This is a genomic window from Cognatilysobacter segetis (assembly GCF_004359965.1).
Taxonomy (GTDB): domain Bacteria; phylum Pseudomonadota; class Gammaproteobacteria; order Xanthomonadales; family Xanthomonadaceae; genus Cognatilysobacter; species Cognatilysobacter segetis.
Genome location: NZ_SMRQ01000045.1, coordinates 1 through 16,151 on the forward strand (window position 1 = coordinate 1; position 16,151 = coordinate 16,151).

The window sequence follows — 16,151 nt, forward strand, 5'->3', positions numbered from 1 at the left end:
TGCCGGCTCGAGGACGTGCGCGGCCGGCACCACCGCATGTTCGTCGACGCCGACGAGGCCGCGGGCGAGGGCTATCGCGAGTTCTGGCGCGCGCTGGGCCGTGGCGAGTTCCTGTCCGGCCAGGTCCGCCGCCTGCGCCCCGACGGCCGCGAGGTCTGGCTGCAGGCGACCTACAACCCGCTGTTCGACGACGCCGGCCGCCCGGTGCGCGTGGTCAAGTTCGCCAGCGACATCACCGCGCAGAAGCAGCGCGACCTCGACACCGGCGGCCAGATCGCCGCGATCGAGCAGGCGATGGCGGTGATCGAATTCGCGCTGGACGGCACCGTGCTGCGCGCGAACGCGAACGTCCTCGCCGCGATGGGCTACGCGGCCGACGAGGTGGTCGGCCGCCATCATTCGATGTTCGTCGACGAGGCCACGCGGGGCAGCGCCGAATACCGCGACTTCTGGCGCGACCTCGGCGAGGGCCGCTTCCGGTCGGGCCAGTTCCTGCGCGTGGGCAAGGGCGGTCGCGACGTCTGGATCGAGGCGAGCTACACCCCGATCCTCGACGGCACCGGCACGCCCTGCAAGGTCGTGAAGTTCGCCACCGACATCACCGCGCAGCGCAACCGCAACGCGGACTTCGAGAGCCAGCTGCGCGCGATCCACCAGGTGCAGGCGGTGATCGAGTTCGACCTCGAGGGCAACATCCTGGAGGCCAACGACAACTTCCTGCGTGCGGTCGGGCATGCGCGCGACGAGGTGGTCGGCCGCCACCATTCGATGTTCGTCGTGCCGGCCGAACGTGAATCCGCGGCGTACCGCGCGTTCTGGGCGCGCCTGGGCAGCGGCGAGGCCGACACCGGCCAGTACGAGCGGCGCGGCAAGGGCGGTCGCGCCGTGTGGCTGCAGGCCAGCTACAACCCGATCCTCGACGGCGCCGGCAGGCCCTACAAGGTGGTGAAGTACGCCACCGACGTCACCGCGCAGGTCGAACTCGCCAATGCGCTGAAGGCGCTGGTGGCGAAGGTCGAGACGTTCGCGCAGTCGATCAGCGCCGGCGCGCGCGAGATCGCGCTGGGCAACGACGACCTGGCCGCACGCACCGGGCAGCAGGCCGCGGCGCTCGAGGAAACCGCGGCGACGATGGAGCAGATGGGCGCGTCGATGCGTGACACGGCGCGCAATGCGCAGACCGCGAACGAGCTGGCCGGCAGCGTGGCCACGGCCGCGCGCGACGGGCACGCGGCGGTCGATCGCATGGCCGCGGCGATGCAGCGCATCCGCGACGCGAGCCGCCGGGTGATGGAGATCCTCGGCGCGATCGATGCGATCGCGTTCCAGACCAACATCCTCGCGCTCAACGCGGCGGTCGAGGCCGCGCGCGCGGGCGACAAGGGCCGCGGCTTCGCGGTCGTCGCCTCGGAAGTGCGCGCGCTGGCGCAGCGCTGCGTGGCGTCGGCGAAGGACATCAAGGGCATGCTCGCCGAATCCGGCGAAGCGGTCGCCGAAGGCGGGCAGCGCGTGCAGGTGGCCGATCAGGCGATGAAGGCGATCCTCGCCTCCGTCGCGCGCAGCACCGAGCTGATCGAGGCGATCAGCCATGCCACGCGCGGGCAGGGCGAAGGCATGCGTCAGGTCAACGACGCCGTGGCGAGCCTCGAGCAGACCACGCAGCAGAACGCGGCGCTGGTGGAGGAAGTGGCGGCCGCGTCGGCCTCGCTCGACCACGTGGCCGCCGAGCTGCACGCCACCATGGCCGCGTTCGCCGCGGGCCGCGACGCCGGCATCAGCGCGCGCGCCGCGACCACCGCCTGACGATCGCATGCGCCGGCCCGTGCGAACGGGCGGGCGCCGTCAGCCGCAGGCGATGCGCGTGATCACGTTGGCGGCGTCGACGTAGATGTTGAGCCGGCCTTCGCGGAACTCCATCGTCACCATCTGCCCGGGCTTGAGCACGCGCGCGATCTGCGCGCCGGCGCGCTGGCGCGCGAGCTCGACGTTCTGCGCGGTGGCCGGCTGGCCCACGAGCGACTGCGCGGCATCGGCATGGCATTCCGCGCGGGCGGGCGGCACGGGATCGGACATGGGCGGAGCGGTCGAACTGCAACCGGCGAGTGCGAGCAGTGCGGCGACGGGAAGGGTACGGAGCATCGGTCGGCCTCGGGGGATGGACGCCGACAGCATGCCCATCGCATCACAAGGCCGCGTCAAGCCTCAACCGCAGGCGGTGCGCGCGATCAGCGCGTGGTCGTCGAGATAGAGATTGAGGCGGTCGATGCGCGGGACGTCGTCCTGCGCGGCCTCGTCAGGCAGCACCAGGCGCACGGAGCGGCTGCCGCTCGCGGCGCGCGCATGGTCGACGATCGGTGCGCTGGCCGCGCGGCCGATCCACGCATCCGCCGCGCCGGGGCGGCAGGCGGCCGGCGTGCCGGCGTCGGCGGGGCGCATCGCGCTGCACGCGCCGATGGAGGCGAGCAGCACCACGACCGGCACGATCATGCGCGGCCACTCGGCATCGCGGGCGGTTGCTTGCAGCGGCATACGGGCTCCCGACAGGGGCATGGGAGCTTCAGGCTGCGTTTCATGCTGTCAGCGAAATGTCAAGGCATTCCAGCCTGGTCAGTCTGTTTCGCTGCACAGGCGCAGCAGGAGTTGAGACAACGTCGCGACGTCCTGCCGGTTGTGTTCGGCGACGCGCCGCAGGTTCACCGCATCGCCGCCGCGCAGGTACGACAGCCACGCGGCCGGCGCCTGCGAGCCCGGCAGGTCGTCCTCGCGCAGGATGCGCAGCGCCTCGCGCTCGATCGTCGCGAGCCGGCAATTCTCCCAACGCCCGCGCCAGCGCCGGCGCGAGGGGTGCAGCAGGTCGAGATGGTCGAGGCCGTGCAGCGGATCCTGGAGCCGCGCGAGCCGGTAGCGCGTGCGCAGCAGCGGCGCGTCGTAGCTGCGGCCGTTGTAGCTCGCGAGCACGGTGGACGGCGACAGCCACGAGGCGAACGTACGTAGCATCGACGCTTCGGCGGCCATGTTGGCGATCAGCAACTGGCGCACGCGCAGTGCGCCGTCGAACCAGTCCGCCGCGCCGATCATGAAGGCGCGCGTGCCGGTGCCGCCGGCGAGGCCGGTGGTCTCGGTGTCGAAAAACAGCATGCTGCCCGCGTCGACGTGGCCTTCGCGGCGCGCGAAGGCGAGCGGCAGGGGCGCCTCCGGCAACGCATGCGCGACCTCGGATTCGATCAGCCACAGGCCGTCGTCGATCTCGGTGCCGGGCAATGCGCGATCGATCGCGCGCGCGCGCGGTCGCTGCGACGGCGCGCGGTCGCGCAGGCCGAGCAGGCGGCGCAGCGAGTCGGCTCCAGCGCGCGCGGGCGCCGTCGTGGTTGCATCGGCGGCGGCCGCCGTGCGCGCGACATCGGCGGCGCCGCGCCGCGCATCGTCGGACAGCACCGCCTCCCACGGCGCAGGGGCCGGGGCCGTGGGCCCGGGTTCGCGCAGCGACGACGGCACCGCCGAGGCGACCGGCGCCGGCGCATCGGTGGCACCCGCCTGCCGCTTGAGCGCGCGCAGCTTGTCGAGGGTGAGCGTCATGCGTCGTGTGCCCGCGCGCGCGCGGCCTCGGGCAGCCGCGCCGCGTCCGACGCCGTCGACAGCAGCGTCAGCACGCGCCGCGCGAGTGCCTTCGGGGACGTCGCGCCGTCGCGCGCCTCGTCGGCGGCGAGCACCGGGCCGACGCAGGCCGGGCAGCCTGCGCGGCAGTCGCAGCGCGCCACCAGCTCGATCGCACGCTCCACGAGTTCCTTCTGCCGCGTCCACAGCGGTTCCGACAGGCCCACGCCGCCGGGGAAGTTGTCGTAGAGATAGATCGTCGGCACGAACTGCTGCAGCTCGAACGGCGCGAGTTCCTGGCCCTCGACGCCGCGCAGCTGGCCGCGGCCGTTGGCATCCGCCGTGGCGAACCACGCGCCGTCGCCGTTGCCGATCGCCTTCTGCAGGTCGCGCGCATCGGCCATGACGGCAAGCGTCGCGACGACGTGCAGTGCGTAGCCGGCGCCGAGGAACCCGTCCAGCGCGTCCTGCCGCGACGCGAACCACGCCAGCAGCTGCGGCTGCGGGATCTGCCACCACGCCGCGGTGGTGTGCAGCTCCTGGTCCGGCAGGTTCACCGGGCCGTAGCCGATGTTCTCGTGCGTGTAGTAGCGGATCTTCTTGTAGCCCGCGACGCGCCGCACCACGTGCACCTCGCCGTGGCGCGCATCGCCGTCGCCGGCGGGCGCGCGGTCGAACTCGGCGAGCACCTTGAGCTTGGTGTAGTCGATCGAGTCGGTGTAGTAGTCGACGAACGTGCGCGTGACGTAGGCCTTGCGGCCTTCCCAGTCGAGGCGTTCGACCTGGTACGGCGTCGACTGCACCATGTGGATCGCGCCTTCGTACAGCGTGAGCGCGGCGGCGGAATAGTCGACCTCCGCGATGATCTGCTGGCGGCCGTCGGTGCGGTCGACGACGACGAAGTTGCCGTCGGCCACCGAGCGCAGGCTCACCGCGTTCGCCGGGTAGCTGTCGGCGATCCACTCCCAGCGGTCGCCCTCGCGGTGCACGACGTCGGTCTCGGCCAGCGCTTCGAGGTAGAGCTCGGGCTCGATCGGGCCGAAGCGCTCATCGCTCACGAACGGCAGCTCGAAGGCGGCGCAGCGGATGTGGTCGAATAGGATCAGCGGCTGGTCCGGCGCGATGCGCGCATGCTCGGGCGTCGCGTCGATGAAGAACTCGGGATGGCGCACGACGTACTGGTCGAGCGGCTGCGAGTTGGCGACGAGCACGCCGAGCGACGGCTGCTGGCGACGCCCGGCCCGGCCGAAGCGCTGCCACGTGCCGGCGACCGAGCCCGGATAGCCGTTGAGGACCACGACGTCGAGCGCACCGATGTCGACGCCGAGTTCCAGCGCCGACGTGCTGACGATGCCGTCGATGTTGCCCGCGCGCATCGAGCGCTCGACCTCGCGGCGCTCGGTCGGTAGGTAACCGCCGCGATACGCGCGGATGCGCGGGGGCTTGCGCGGATCGTGGTCGAACACGTCCTTGAGGTACTTGGTGAGCACCTCGACCATCAGCCGCGTCTGCGCGAACACGAGCGTCTTGAGGCCGGCCTTGATGGCCAGCCGCGCGATGCGGTTGCTCTGCGAGCGCGCGCTCGCGCGCAGGCCGAGGTCGGGGTTCACCACCGGCGGGTTCCAGAGCAGCACGTGCTTGTCGCCGGTGGGCGCGCCGGATTCGGTAATCGCGGTGACGCCGTGCTCGATCAGCGCCTCGGCATGCTGCTGCGGGTTGCCGATGGTCGCGCTGCAGAGGATGAACTGCGGGTTCGAGCCGTAGAACGCGCAGATGCGCTTGAGCCGGCGCAGCACGTTGGTGACGTGGCTGCCGAACACGCCGCGGTAGGTGTGGACCTCGTCGATGACGACGTACTGCAGGTTCTCGAAGAACTGCGCCCACTTGGTGTGGTGGGGCAGGATGCCCTGGTGGAGCATGTCGGGATTGCTGACCACGATGTCGCCGTGCAGGCGGATCGCCTGCCGCGCGTCGCCGGGCGTGTCGCCATCGAAGGTGAAGGCCTTGAGCCCGAGGTCGCCGGCGCGCGAGAGCTCCAGCAGCTCGGCGACCTGGTCCTGCGCGAGCGCCTTGGTGGGGAACAGGTAGAGCGCCTTCGCGCCGCGCTCCATCGCCGCGGTGACCACCGGCAGCGTGTAGCAGAGCGACTTGCCCGAGGCGGTCGGCGTGACCACGACGACGTGCTCGCCGCGGCGCGTGGCGTCCCAGGCCTGCGCCTGGTGGCTGTAGAGCTTCTCGATGCCGCGCGATCTGAGCGCGGTCGCGAGCGGCGCGGGCAGGTCGGCCGGGAGTTCCGCGTAGCGGCCCTCGCGGCCGGGCACGGTGAAGTGGCCGGTGATGCGGTCGCCGTAGCGGCGCGCCAGCGCCTGGGTCAGGCCGGCACCGTCGCCCTTCTTCAATGCGCGCGGCCGCCGTGCGATCGCGCCGCGCGCGTCGTCGGCGTCGTCGAGGTCGTGGCGATGCCCGGTGTCCTGTGTCGCCAGCTCGCGCCCCGTCGTCGCCATCGTCCGCCCCGCAGTGATCGAGGGGCGGATTGGGCCGCACGGCCGTCGCAGCCTGTGAGACCCAGCCGGCGCTGAGACGCGTCAGGCCGCGGCGACCTCGCCCTGCGACCAGGCGCGCAGGCTGCGCAGGCTCGGAATGCCGATGCCCTGGGCCTTGCGATGCGTGTACAGCGTCACGTGCGCCGGGGGCACCGCGAGTTCGCGCCCGAGCAGCTCGCCGAGCCAGCGGTAGAAGAAGTCGAGCGCGGGCAGTTCGACGAGCTCGATCACGCTCGCCACCTTTGCGCGCTCGCCATCGTCGGTACGGCCGGGCTTCTCGATCAGCACGCGCCGCCCGCTGCGCGCGAGCGACCAGTCCAGCGCCTCGAAGGCGGGGCGCGTGGCGGCGTCGAGCCGGTCGCCCAGCACCGCGCGCAGTTCAGCGCCGAGCTCGCGGCCGACCAGCGTCACGTGCAGCTCGTCCTTGGGCGCGAACGCGCGGCCGTCGAGCGTCAGCGCGCCGTCGGGCGGCGCATCGCCCAGCGGAAGCACCAGGGTGTTCTCGTCGGACCAGCCGGGCCACGTCGTCATCGCAGTGCTCCTTGGGGACGTGCGGCGAGTGAATCACGCGCGCGCGTGCACGCGACGCCAACGCGCTTTCCGCGGCGGCATTCACCTGCCGTGCGGCGACCTGCAGGCGGCATCAAGAAAACGACGCATTTGGGACCGTTCGACGCGGTTTGGTTTAGCTGCCGGCGGGCTTGGTCAAATCGGGCGTGATGCGCGGCTCGCTAGCGTCGAACCCATGAAGACGCCCCGCCATTCGACGCTGTCCCGCCGGCTGCAACGCGCTGCCGCCCATGCCACCGCCGCGCTGCTGCTGACCGGTGCGTTCGCGTTGCCTGCCTTCGCCGCGGACGGCGACGTGCGCGCCGTGACCACGCCGTACGGCCTTGCGCCCAACGCCTTCGAATGGCGTTCCGGCGCGGTCGACGCGGCCGACGGCGGCCCCGTGACGGTGGTGGTGTCGCTGCCGGAGCAGATGGCCTACGTCTACCGCGGTGAGCAGCTGATCGGCCGTTCGACGGTGAGCAGCGGCAAGCCGGGCCACGACACGCCGCCGGGGGTGTACGAGATCCTCGAGAAGCGCAAGGTCCACCACTCCAACAAGTACAACAACGCGCCGATGCCCTTCATGCAGCGGCTGACCTGGGACGGCGTGGCGCTGCACGCCGGCCACAACCCGGGCTACCCGGCCTCGCACGGCTGCGTCCGCCTGCCGCGCGAGTTCGCGGCGACGCTGTTCGAGGTCACCGAGCGCGGCGGCCGGGTGATCGTGGCCGACGAGACCAACTTCGGCGAAGCCGTGCTGCATCCGGGCGAACGCATTCCGGTCGATCCGTGGACCGGTGCCGAGCGCGGCACGATGGGGTCGACGGCGAGCCTCGGCGCGGCGCCGGCCACGCAGGCGATCGACGCGGCACCGGCGCTCGCCGGCAACTGACGGAGAAGCGAGGGCGGAGGGAACGGCGGCGGCTCTGGAGGGCCGCCGCCTTTTTGCGCGGCGGCGTCAGTCGGCGATGCGCGCGCGCGGCGCGAAATCCACGCGACGGCGCTCGCGGATCGCACCCCCGGCAAGCGTGCCCTCGACCAGTTCATAGCCCATCAGCGCGAACACGCGGTCACCGAGGAAGATCGGCCGCGCGTTCCCGTACCAGTCGACGCAGCTCGCGCGGCAGCCGTCGTCGTTCGACCCGCGCCGTGCATCGAGGCGGCCAAGCGGGGACAGCGCGAGCGAGCGATTGCGCAGGTACAGCACCGATGCGCCCTCGTCGCCACGGAGCACCGGCAGGCCGAGCAGGCCGGCGTCCGCGTCCTGTGCTCGGTAGAAGAAGCCGTGCGTGCGCGCGTCGCCCTGGCGCGCATCGCGCTGGCGGTAGGTGGTGCCGAGCGACGCATGCGGCCCACGCAGGCCCAGCGGGGTGAACCCGAGGTCGGCGCCGGCGCTGCCGACCAGAAGTCCGTCGCCGCCGAGCGCTTCGATGCGCTCCAGCGCATGCGGCAGCGCGAGCGTCCGCACCGGCGCGGGCGAGGCATAGCGCAGCGCGTGCGCGACCGGGCGGCCTTCCGCGGCGCCGTCGCCGTAGACCAGCCAGTCGCCGACGAAGCGTTGCTGCCACTGATAGCCCTTCACGCCGGGCAGCACGCGGAAGTCGCGTCGCGACGCCTGCGCGTCGAGGCCGCCGAAGGCCGAGAGCGGCACGCGCATCAGCGCGACGTCGCCGGTGGTCGCGCCGCTGCGCCACATGCGGTCGCCGTCGCCCTCGCGCGCGACCAGCACGTTGAGCCAGCCATCCTTCTGCAGGAACCCCATCTGGTCGATCGGGCTGCCCCAGGCGCGCAGCATCGACGGCGCCCTGCCGTCGAGCGGCAGGCGCAGCACGCTCGCGGCCGGCGTGCCGCGCGCATTGGCCGTGCCGGTCGTCCACACGTAGACGGCGTCCTCGGCCACGTGGAACACACCGCCTGCGCCGCCGAGCACGGCGGTCGCCTCGCAGCGCATCGACGGCGCGGCGAGGTCGCAGACGGAAACGGTGTGTAGGGTGAGCCGGTCGGGCAACGCGTCCAGCCCGCGGTAGATGCGCGAGGCCGGCAGCATGCGCTTGAACGACGTCGTGTCGGCGCCGCGCTGCCAGCGCCGGTAGGCGGGCAGCGATGCGCGCCAGCCCGCGCTGTCGGCGCCGTCGATGTCGCTCGGCGAATAGAACACCAGCGTGCGGCCGACCAGCCGGCTCGCGTAATTGCGCGAGGAGTAGTAGTCGTTGCTGCGCAGCTGGTAGGTCGCGCGGTAGCGCAGGCCGCCGCGCGCGTCGAGGTCGAACACGCCCACCTCCGTGCCGCCGCGCGCGTAGCTGTAGCCGATCACCGCCACCGTGTCGTCGCTGACGAGCATCTCGTCGTACCAGGTGCCGGACGGGTCGATGTCGGGACCGAACGCATCCACCGCGGCGACGGGCGCGAGGTGGTCGCCCCCCACGCGCACCGTGAACAGGCGGCCGCGGCGCAGCACGATCAGGTAATCGCCGCGGCGCTTGACGATGTCGCCCTCGTCGACGCCCTGCACCTGGTTGTTGGTGATGCTCTGGGCCGCGCCGCTGTCGGCCATCTGCAGCGCTTCCGCGGCGGGTGCGGCCATCACCGGCGCCGGCGGCGGGGCCGGATACGGCATCGCCGTCGCCAGCTTCGCCATCGCCCGGCGCTGGCGCTGCAGCGACGCGCGCTCGCGCGCCTGCCAGGCATCGAGGGTCCGCGCGAGCTGCGCTTCGCTCCGGAACGGCGCCAGCGTCGACGCGGGGGCAGGGGACGCGGCGAGCACCGCGGCGAGCGCCAGCACGGGGGTACGGAGGAGGAACGCGGCCATCGGACAAGCCCTGGAGTGGAGTCGGGAGGGCAAACGCACGGGCGGGCGTCACGGGGTCGAGGGACTCTATCTTCGCCGCGCGCGGCCGTTACCGGAGCTGCGACCGACTCCCGTAGACCCCGCCGTGCCCGCCCTCAAGCTCGCCGAACTCATCGGCGCCCTCAGCCACGCGCTCGACCTCACCGAGGGCCAGCCCGAAGGCCATGGCCTGCGCGCCTGCTGGATCGGCATGCACATCGGCGAGGCGATCGGGCTGGATGCCGATACGCGCTGGTCGCTCTACTACACGCTGCTGCTGAAGGACGTGGGCTGCAGCAGCAACGCCGCGCGCATCTGCGAGCTCTACCTCGCCGACGATCGCGCGTTCAAGCACGACTTCAAGCTCGTGGGCACGCGTCCGCTCGACCTGCTGGGCTTCGTCGCCTCGCAGACCGGCGCGCACGCGGGCTGGCGACGCCGGCTCGCCGCGCTGGTCAACATCGCGCGCAACGGCGATGCGATCGCGCAGGAGATGATCCAGACCCGCTGCAGCCGCGGCGCCGACATCGCGCGCCGGCTGCGTTTCCCCGAATCGGTGGCGCAGGGGATCCACGCGCTCGACGAGCATTTCGACGGCAGCGGCCGGCCCGACGGCCTGTCCGGCGACGCGATTCCGCTGGCCGCGCGCATCGCGCTGCTGGCGCAGGTGGTCGACGTGTTCCAGTTCGCGCACGGCGCGGATGCCGCGCGCGCCGAAGCGCATGCGCGCGCCGGCAGCTGGTTCGACCCGCGCCTGGTGGAGGCCTTCGAGACGGTCGCGCGGCGCCCGGCGTTCTGGCAGGAGCTGCAGGGCGACGGGCTGGAGGCCGCGGTCAATGCGCTCGAGCCGCCCGGCCGCTCGATGCCGCTGGACGACGACTACCTCGACGACATCGCCGCGGCGTTCGGCGCGGTGGTCGACGCCAAGAGCCCGTTCACCGCGGGCCACAGCGCGCGGGTGGGCAAGGTGACCGACGCGCTCGCGCGCGAGCTGGGCATCGGCGATGCCCGCCGGCGCTGGCTGCGCCGCGCCGCACTGCTGCACGACGTGGGCAAGCTCGGCGTCAGCAACACCGTCCTCGACAAGCCCGGCCGGCTGGATGCGCGGGAATGGGAGGCGGTGAAGCGCCACGCGACCTACACCGGCCAGATCCTCGGGCGCATCTCCGCGTTCGACGAGCTCGCGCGCGTGGCCGCCGCGCACCACGAGAAGCTCGATGGCACCGGCTATCCGCTGGGCCTGTCGGCGCGCGACATCGCGCTGGAGACGCGCATCATCACCACCGCCGACATCTTCGACGCGATCACCGCCGAGCGCCCGTACCACGGCCCGACGCCGGTGGGGCGCGCGCTCGACATCATGCGCGGGCATGTCGGCACGGCGCTCGACCCGCGTTGCTTCGAAGCGCTGGAGGCGGTGGTCGCCACGGCCGCGCTGCCGGCCTGAGGGTCAGCCGGCCGAGGTGCGGCTGACGGCCACGGGCATGCGGTCGGACGTGCGCCGCCACTGCGGCTCCTGCGAGGCGAGCCATTCGTCGAAACCGATGATGCCCAGTTCGGCCGAACCGGCGATTTCGGTCAGCCGCCCCACCAGCCAGCCGCGGTGCGCGCGGCGCGTGCGCGCGAGCAGGCGAAGCGATGCGGCGAGGAAGGCCTCGACGCTGGCCGCGAGCAACGGCTCCGCGCTGCGCGGGCGACGGCCGCGTTCCTGCGCGCTGCGCGCGACGGCGAGCGCCAGTGCGGCGAGTTCCAGTTCGAGTTCGCTGCGGGACAGCACGCCTTCGTCGCGCCGCCCCTCCTCCTGCAGATCCATGCCCACGACCGTGCCTCGACAGCGGGGCAGTGTCGGGGACGCGGCGTCACGATCGTGTCGTGACGCCGCGTTCACATTTGTGTGCGGTTAACGTTCAAGCCACCTGCAGGATGCGCAGCGGGTTGTCCCATTCGCGCAGCAGCTCGGCCTCGCGCGCCTTGGCCTTCTCGAGGTGCGCTTCCTTGACATGCCCGTAGCCGCGGATGTGTTCCGGGATGGACGCGATCTGCGCGGCGAGATCGACGTTGCCGGCATCGAGCCTGCCGAGCAGGCCTTCGACGGTGCGCATGTAGTCGGCGATGAGCTGGCGCTCCATGCGGCGCTCGTGCGTCTTGCCGAACACGTCGAGCGCGGTGCCGCGCAGGCCGCGCAGCTTCGCGAGCAGGCGGAACGCGGTGAACACCCACGGGCCGTAGGCCTTCTTGACGCCGCGGCCGGCCGCATCCTTCTTCGACAGCATCGGCGGCGCGAGGTGGAAGCGCAGCTTGAAGTCGCCCTCGAACTGCTCGCGCACGCGGCGCTCGAACTCGCCACTGGTGTACAGGCGCGCGACTTCGTACTCGTCCTTGTAGGCCATCAGCTTGAATGCATAGCGTGCGACGGCCTCGGTGAGGTCGGTGCTGCCCGGCGCCTTCGCCTCTTCCGCACCGCGTACCTTCGCGACGAAGTCGGCATAGCGCTTCGCATAGGCCGCGTTCTGGTACTCGGTAAGGAACTTCACGCGGCGCGCGATCACCTCGTCCAGCGAACGCGACAGGCGCGCGTCGTCGAGCGGCATCGCGATCACGTTGTCGTCGCCGTGCGAGGGCACGTGGCGGAGGTCGTCGTGGTCGGGCATCACGCGCGGGATGCTCGGGCCGCCGGCCTCGTGGCCTTCCCACTGCGCGGGCGGCAGCATCGGCAGCGCGTGCGGCGTGGCCTCGGCGGCGGTGCGGCGGTTCGTCTTGAGGCCGGCCGCCTCCGCGACCGCCTGCGGGTCGATCGCGGCGAGGCGTCCCCACGCGAACGCGGTCTTGTTCATCTCGATCGCCGCGCCGTTGAGCTCGACCGCGCGCATCAGCGCGTCGAACGACACCGGCACCAAACCGCTTTGCCAGGCGTAGCCGAGCATGAAGAGGTTGGTCGCGATGGCATCGCCTAGCAGCGCGGTGGCGAGCTGCGTCGCATCGACCACGTGCGGTTCGCCGCCGTCGAGCGCGCGACGCACGGCGTCGACGATGTCGGCAGCCGGGAAGTCCATGTCCGGGCGCGTGGTGAACGTGCCGGGCATCGCCTCGTAGCTGTTGAGCACGACCTGCGTGCGACCCGAGCGCACCTTCGACAGCGCCCAGTAGTCGTTGACGACGACCATGTCGCAGCCGAGCACGAGGTCCGCTTCACCCGCGGCGATGCGCACCGCGTGGATGTCGGCGGGCTTGCTGGCGATTCGGATGTGCGTGGTGACGGCGCCGCCCTTCTGCGCGAGGCCGGTCTGGTCGAGCACCGACGCGCCCTTGCCTTCCAGATGGCCGGCCATGCCGAGCAGGGCACCGATGGTGACGACGCCGGTACCGCCGACGCCGGTGATCAGGATGTTCCACGGCTTGTCGAGCGCCGGCAGCTGCGGCATCGGCAGGTCGGCGAGGCGATCCTTCGCGCCGCTCGAGCCCTTCTTCTTGCGCAGCGTGCCGCCTTCGACGGTGACGAAGCTCGGGCAGAAGCCCTCGACGCAGCTGAAGTCCTTGTTGCAGTTGCTCTGGTCGATCTCGCGCTTGCGGCCGAACTCGGTTTCCTTCGGCAGCACCGACACGCAGAACGACTTCTTGCCGCAGTCGCCGCAGCCCTCGCAGACCAGCGAGTTTACGACCACGCGCTTGGCCGGATCGACCATCTTGCCGCGCTTGCGGCGACGACGCTTTTCGGTCGCGCAGGTCTGGTCGTAGATGAGGACGCTGGTGCCCTTCACCTCGCGCAGGCGCTTCTGCACGTTGTCGAGTTCGCGGCGGTCGAGGAATTCGACGCCGGCCGGGAAGATGCTCTTATCGCTCCACTTCTCGATGTCGTCGCTCAGCAGCACGATGGTCTGCACGCCTTCGGACCGCACCTGGTGCGCGATCTGCGGCACCGACAGCGTGCCGTCGACCGGCTGGCCGCCGGTCATCGCGACCGCGTCGTTGTAGAGGATCTTGTAGGTGATGTTGACCCCGGCGGCGATCGACTGGCGGATCGCCAGCGAACCGCTGTGGAAGTACGTGCCGTCGCCGAGGTTCTGGAACACGTGGGGCGTGTCGGTGAACGCGGCCTGGCCCGCCCACGTCACGCCTTCGCCGCCCATGTGCGTGAACGTGTCGGTGTTCCGATCCATCCACGTGACCATGTAGTGGCAGCCGATGCCCGCCATCGCGCGCGAGCCCTCCGGCACCACGGTCGACGTGTTGTGCGGGCAGCCCGAGCAGTAGTGCGGCACGCGCGGGAACGCGGCGCGCGGCAGCGCGAGTTCGGATTCCTTCTGCTCCATCCAGGCGAGCACGTCGCGGATGTGCGACGAATCGTGGAAGCGCTGGATGCGGCGCGCGATGACCTTGGCGATGCGCGCGGGCGTGAGTTCCGACGTCGACGGCAGGATCCACTCGCCGCTCTCGTCGTACTTGCCGACCACCGACGGGCGCTCGGCCCAGTTGTACATCTGCTCCTTCATCTGGCTCTCGATGAAGGACAGCTTTTCCTCGACGACGAGGATGTCGGAGAGGCCGCGCGCGAACGCACGCAGGCCGACCGGCTCCAGCGGCCACGTCATGCCGACCTTGTAGACGCGGATGCCGAGATCGCGGCAGGCGCGCTCGTCGAGGCCGAGGTACTCGAGTGCCTGCAGCACGTCGAGATACGACTTGCCGGTGGTGATGATGCCCAGGCGCGCATCGGGCGAATCGATCACCACGCGATCGAGGCGGTTCGCGCGCGCGAAGGCCTGCGCCGCCTTGACCGCGTACTGGTGCAGGCGCATTTCCTGCTCCAGCGGCGGATCGGGCCAGCGGATGTTCAAGCCCGACGGCGGCATCTCGAAGTCGTCGGGCGTGACGATGTTGAGCGCCAGCGGATTGGCGTCGACCGAGGCCGACGACTCCACCGTCTCGGCGATCGTCTTGAAGCCGACCCAGCGGCCCGTGTAGCGGCTCATCGCCCAGCCCACGAGGCCCATGTCGAGGATGTCCTGCACGCCGGCCGGGTTCAGCACCGGCATCAGCGCACTGACGAATTCGTGCTCGGACCCGTGCGGTAGGGTCGAAGAGCGACACGCATGGTCATCTGCCGCCAGCGCGAGCACGCCGCCGTGCTTCGCGGTGCCGGCGGCGTTGGCGTGCTTGAACACGTCACCGCAGCGGTCGACGCCCGGGCCCTTGCCGTACCACATGCCGAACACGCCATCGACGGTCGCGCCCGGGAACAGGCCGGTCTGCTGGGTGCCCCAGACCATGGTCGCGCCGAGGTCCTCGTTGAGGCCCGGCGTGAACTTCACGCCCGCGCCCTCGAGGTGCTTCTTCGCGCGCCAGAGTTCGAGGTCGAACCCGCCCAGCGGCGAGCCGCGGTAGCCCGAGACGAAGCCGCCGGTGTTGAGGCCCGCGGCCTGGTCGCGCAGGCGCTGCATCAGCGGCAGGCGTACGAGGGCCTGCACGCCGGACAGATAGATGCGCCCGTCGACGCGGCTGTACGTGTGGTCGAGGGTGTAGTCGGGGTCGGCGATCGAGCGCGTGAGGCCCGTGTCGGCCGAGGCGGGCGACGAAAGTTCGGCGGTGCTGGTCATGCAGGCGGCTCCGGCGCGGCCGGAAGGCCGCGAGGTGGCGTCGGGGAAGGGGGCCGCCGGCGGAGCGGACACGGGCCGGCGAGGGCGCGGATTCTAGCAGCGGGGTGCCGACCCCTCCGTTCGGTGGCGTATCGAGCACGCGCTGGCATCGGACTTGCTTGGCCCGGGCGGTGCCGGTCCGCCGGCGCGTCCGCATTCCGAAACAGCCAGGTCCCCCGTCATGATCCGTCGTCCCCTGCTCGCCGCCCTGCTCGCGGCCGGCCTCGCCTTCACCGCGTCCGTTTCCGCCCAGACCGTCGACCTGCCGCGCCAGGTCGAGTTCTATTTCGACGCCGATGCCGTCACCCTGCGCCCCGTGCTCGAACTCAAGGAGCGCACGCCCGCGACGGTCGAGCGCCTGACCCGCACTGTCGAGCGCCGCCCGGAGGCGGTGCTGGAAACCGCGCAGCTCGCCCACTACGCGATGCAGGGCAGCCAGGCCGACGTCGGCCGCGACCTGTACGCCCGCGCGCTCTCGCGCATCGACATCAACAGCGCGCTGTGGAAGCCGATCAAGTTCAACTTCGGCTGGGACCTCTACCGCAGCGGCGATGCCGCCGGTGCGCTCGCGCAGTGGGCCGCCATCGGCAATCGCGGCGTGACCGCCGCGTGGATGCCGCCGTCCTACGCGATCGCGCTGTGGAAGGCCGGCCGCCGCGACGAGGCGGTGCGCTGGTACGCCGCCGCCGTGCGCACCGAGCCGACGCAGTGGTCGACCCCCGCGCAGTACGCGCAGCTGCTGCCGCAGTGGCGCGACGACGAGCGCGCGACGCTCGCCGAGGTGCAGGCCGCCTGGGCCGCCAATCCGCCCGCATGGCCGTGACCGCCGCGCACTGATCCGCTCGACCGTCGCCACGGCACCCCGCCGTGGCGACGATGACCGCACACGCGACCTCCACGGCTGCTTGCTAGATTGCCGCTCCCCGGCCGTCGCGAGCTGCGCTTGAAGTCGATCCCGCCTGCCCTGCTGCTCCTGCTCGCGAGCCTGCCCGTGCGGGCGCA

General features: G+C 71.7%; 11 protein-coding genes and 1 pseudogene. 4 read left to right on the plus strand and 8 right to left on the minus strand.

The genetic code is table 11. The features are described 5' to 3' along the window. A partial coding sequence (locus tag E4F61_RS10535; RefSeq protein ID WP_133479622.1) for a methyl-accepting chemotaxis protein occupies positions 1-1,803 on the plus strand: 1,803 nt, incomplete at its 5' end. A 39-nt stretch (positions 1,804-1,842) separates the two neighbouring features. Here E4F61_RS10535 and E4F61_RS14890 read toward each other — a convergent pair. The 5 genes and pseudogenes from E4F61_RS14890 to E4F61_RS10560 all read right to left on the minus strand — a co-directional run bounded on the left by E4F61_RS14890 (position 1,843) and on the right by E4F61_RS10560 (position 6,668). Next, on the minus strand, positions 1,843-2,139 hold the full coding sequence (locus E4F61_RS14890) for an I78 family peptidase inhibitor (RefSeq protein ID WP_133479623.1): 297 nt from the start codon (positions 2,137-2,139) through the stop codon (positions 1,843-1,845). 63 nt (positions 2,140-2,202) lie between these two features. Beyond that, entirely contained in the window at positions 2,203-2,529 is a 327-nt protein-coding gene (locus tag E4F61_RS10545; RefSeq protein WP_133479624.1) for a hypothetical protein, read from the minus strand. Positions 2,530-2,607: 78 nt separating this feature from the next. Then, positions 2,608-3,390, minus strand: a pseudogene (locus E4F61_RS10550) (ribonuclease H-like domain-containing protein); the annotation flags it as partial. Between the two features lie 182 nt (positions 3,391-3,572). Further along, on the minus strand, positions 3,573-6,098 hold the full coding sequence (locus tag E4F61_RS10555) for a DEAD/DEAH box helicase (RefSeq protein ID WP_133479626.1): 2,526 nt from the start codon (positions 6,096-6,098) through the stop codon (positions 3,573-3,575). A gap of 81 nt (positions 6,099-6,179) precedes the next feature. Next, positions 6,180-6,668 (minus strand): hypothetical protein, encoded by a 489-nt coding sequence (locus E4F61_RS10560; protein WP_133479627.1) that lies wholly within the window; start codon positions 6,666-6,668, stop codon positions 6,180-6,182. A 214-nt stretch (positions 6,669-6,882) separates the two neighbouring features. Between E4F61_RS10560 and E4F61_RS10565 the strand changes: the two genes are divergently transcribed. Then, positions 6,883-7,581, plus strand: a complete 699-nt coding sequence (locus E4F61_RS10565; protein ID WP_133479628.1) for a L,D-transpeptidase family protein — start codon at positions 6,883-6,885, stop codon at positions 7,579-7,581. Positions 7,582-7,647: 66 nt separating this feature from the next. Here E4F61_RS10565 and E4F61_RS10570 read toward each other — a convergent pair whose 3' ends face one another. After that, positions 7,648-9,498: a beta-propeller domain-containing protein gene (locus E4F61_RS10570; protein ID WP_133479629.1), complete on the minus strand. Its 1,851-nt coding sequence runs from the start codon at positions 9,496-9,498 to the stop codon at positions 7,648-7,650. A gap of 124 nt (positions 9,499-9,622) precedes the next feature. On the opposite strand from E4F61_RS10570, the gene E4F61_RS10575 reads away from it, so the two are divergent. Next, a complete protein-coding gene (locus E4F61_RS10575) occupies positions 9,623-10,963 on the plus strand; it encodes an HD-GYP domain-containing protein (RefSeq protein WP_133479630.1) in 1,341 nt (446 codons plus the stop codon). Between the two features lie 3 nt (positions 10,964-10,966). Here E4F61_RS10575 and E4F61_RS10580 read toward each other — a convergent pair whose 3' ends face one another. Together E4F61_RS10580 and E4F61_RS10585 are read right to left on the minus strand one after the other, a co-directional pair. Beyond that, entirely contained in the window at positions 10,967-11,329 is a 363-nt protein-coding gene (locus E4F61_RS10580; RefSeq protein ID WP_133479631.1) for a hypothetical protein, read from the minus strand. A gap of 94 nt (positions 11,330-11,423) precedes the next feature. Next, positions 11,424-15,110, minus strand: a complete 3,687-nt coding sequence (locus E4F61_RS10585; protein ID WP_133479632.1) for an indolepyruvate ferredoxin oxidoreductase family protein — start codon at positions 15,108-15,110, stop codon at positions 11,424-11,426. 220 nt (positions 15,111-15,330) lie between these two features. Here E4F61_RS10585 and E4F61_RS10590 point away from each other — a divergent pair, with 220 nt between their 5' ends. Further along, the gene (locus tag E4F61_RS10590; RefSeq protein WP_133479461.1) at positions 15,331-15,972 is read left to right on the plus strand and encodes a tetratricopeptide repeat protein; all 642 of its coding nucleotides are present in this window, start codon (positions 15,331-15,333) and stop codon (positions 15,970-15,972) included. Positions 15,973-16,151 lie beyond the last annotated feature (179 nt).

Excerpts from the sequence above, each read along its gene's own strand:
- E4F61_RS14890 (WP_133479623.1), bottom strand. The coding sequence starts at position 2,139 with ATGCTCCGTACCCTTCCCGTCGCCGCACTGCTCGCACTCGCCGGTTGC.
- E4F61_RS10545 (WP_133479624.1), bottom strand. The coding sequence starts at position 2,529 with ATGCCGCTGCAAGCAACCGCCCGCGATGCCGAGTGGCCGCGCATGATC.
- E4F61_RS10555 (WP_133479626.1), bottom strand. The coding sequence starts at position 6,098 with ATGGCGACGACGGGGCGCGAGCTGGCGACACAGGACACCGGGCATCGC.
- E4F61_RS10560 (WP_133479627.1), bottom strand. The coding sequence starts at position 6,668 with ATGACGACGTGGCCCGGCTGGTCCGACGAGAACACCCTGGTGCTTCCG.
- E4F61_RS10565 (WP_133479628.1), top strand. The coding sequence starts at position 6,883 with ATGAAGACGCCCCGCCATTCGACGCTGTCCCGCCGGCTGCAACGCGCT.
- E4F61_RS10570 (WP_133479629.1), bottom strand. The coding sequence starts at position 9,498 with ATGGCCGCGTTCCTCCTCCGTACCCCCGTGCTGGCGCTCGCCGCGGTG.
- E4F61_RS10580 (WP_133479631.1), bottom strand. The coding sequence starts at position 11,329 with ATGGATCTGCAGGAGGAGGGGCGGCGCGACGAAGGCGTGCTGTCCCGC.
- E4F61_RS10585 (WP_133479632.1), bottom strand. The coding sequence starts at position 15,110 with ATGACCAGCACCGCCGAACTTTCGTCGCCCGCCTCGGCCGACACGGGC.
- E4F61_RS10590 (WP_133479461.1), top strand. The coding sequence starts at position 15,331 with ATGATCCGTCGTCCCCTGCTCGCCGCCCTGCTCGCGGCCGGCCTCGCC.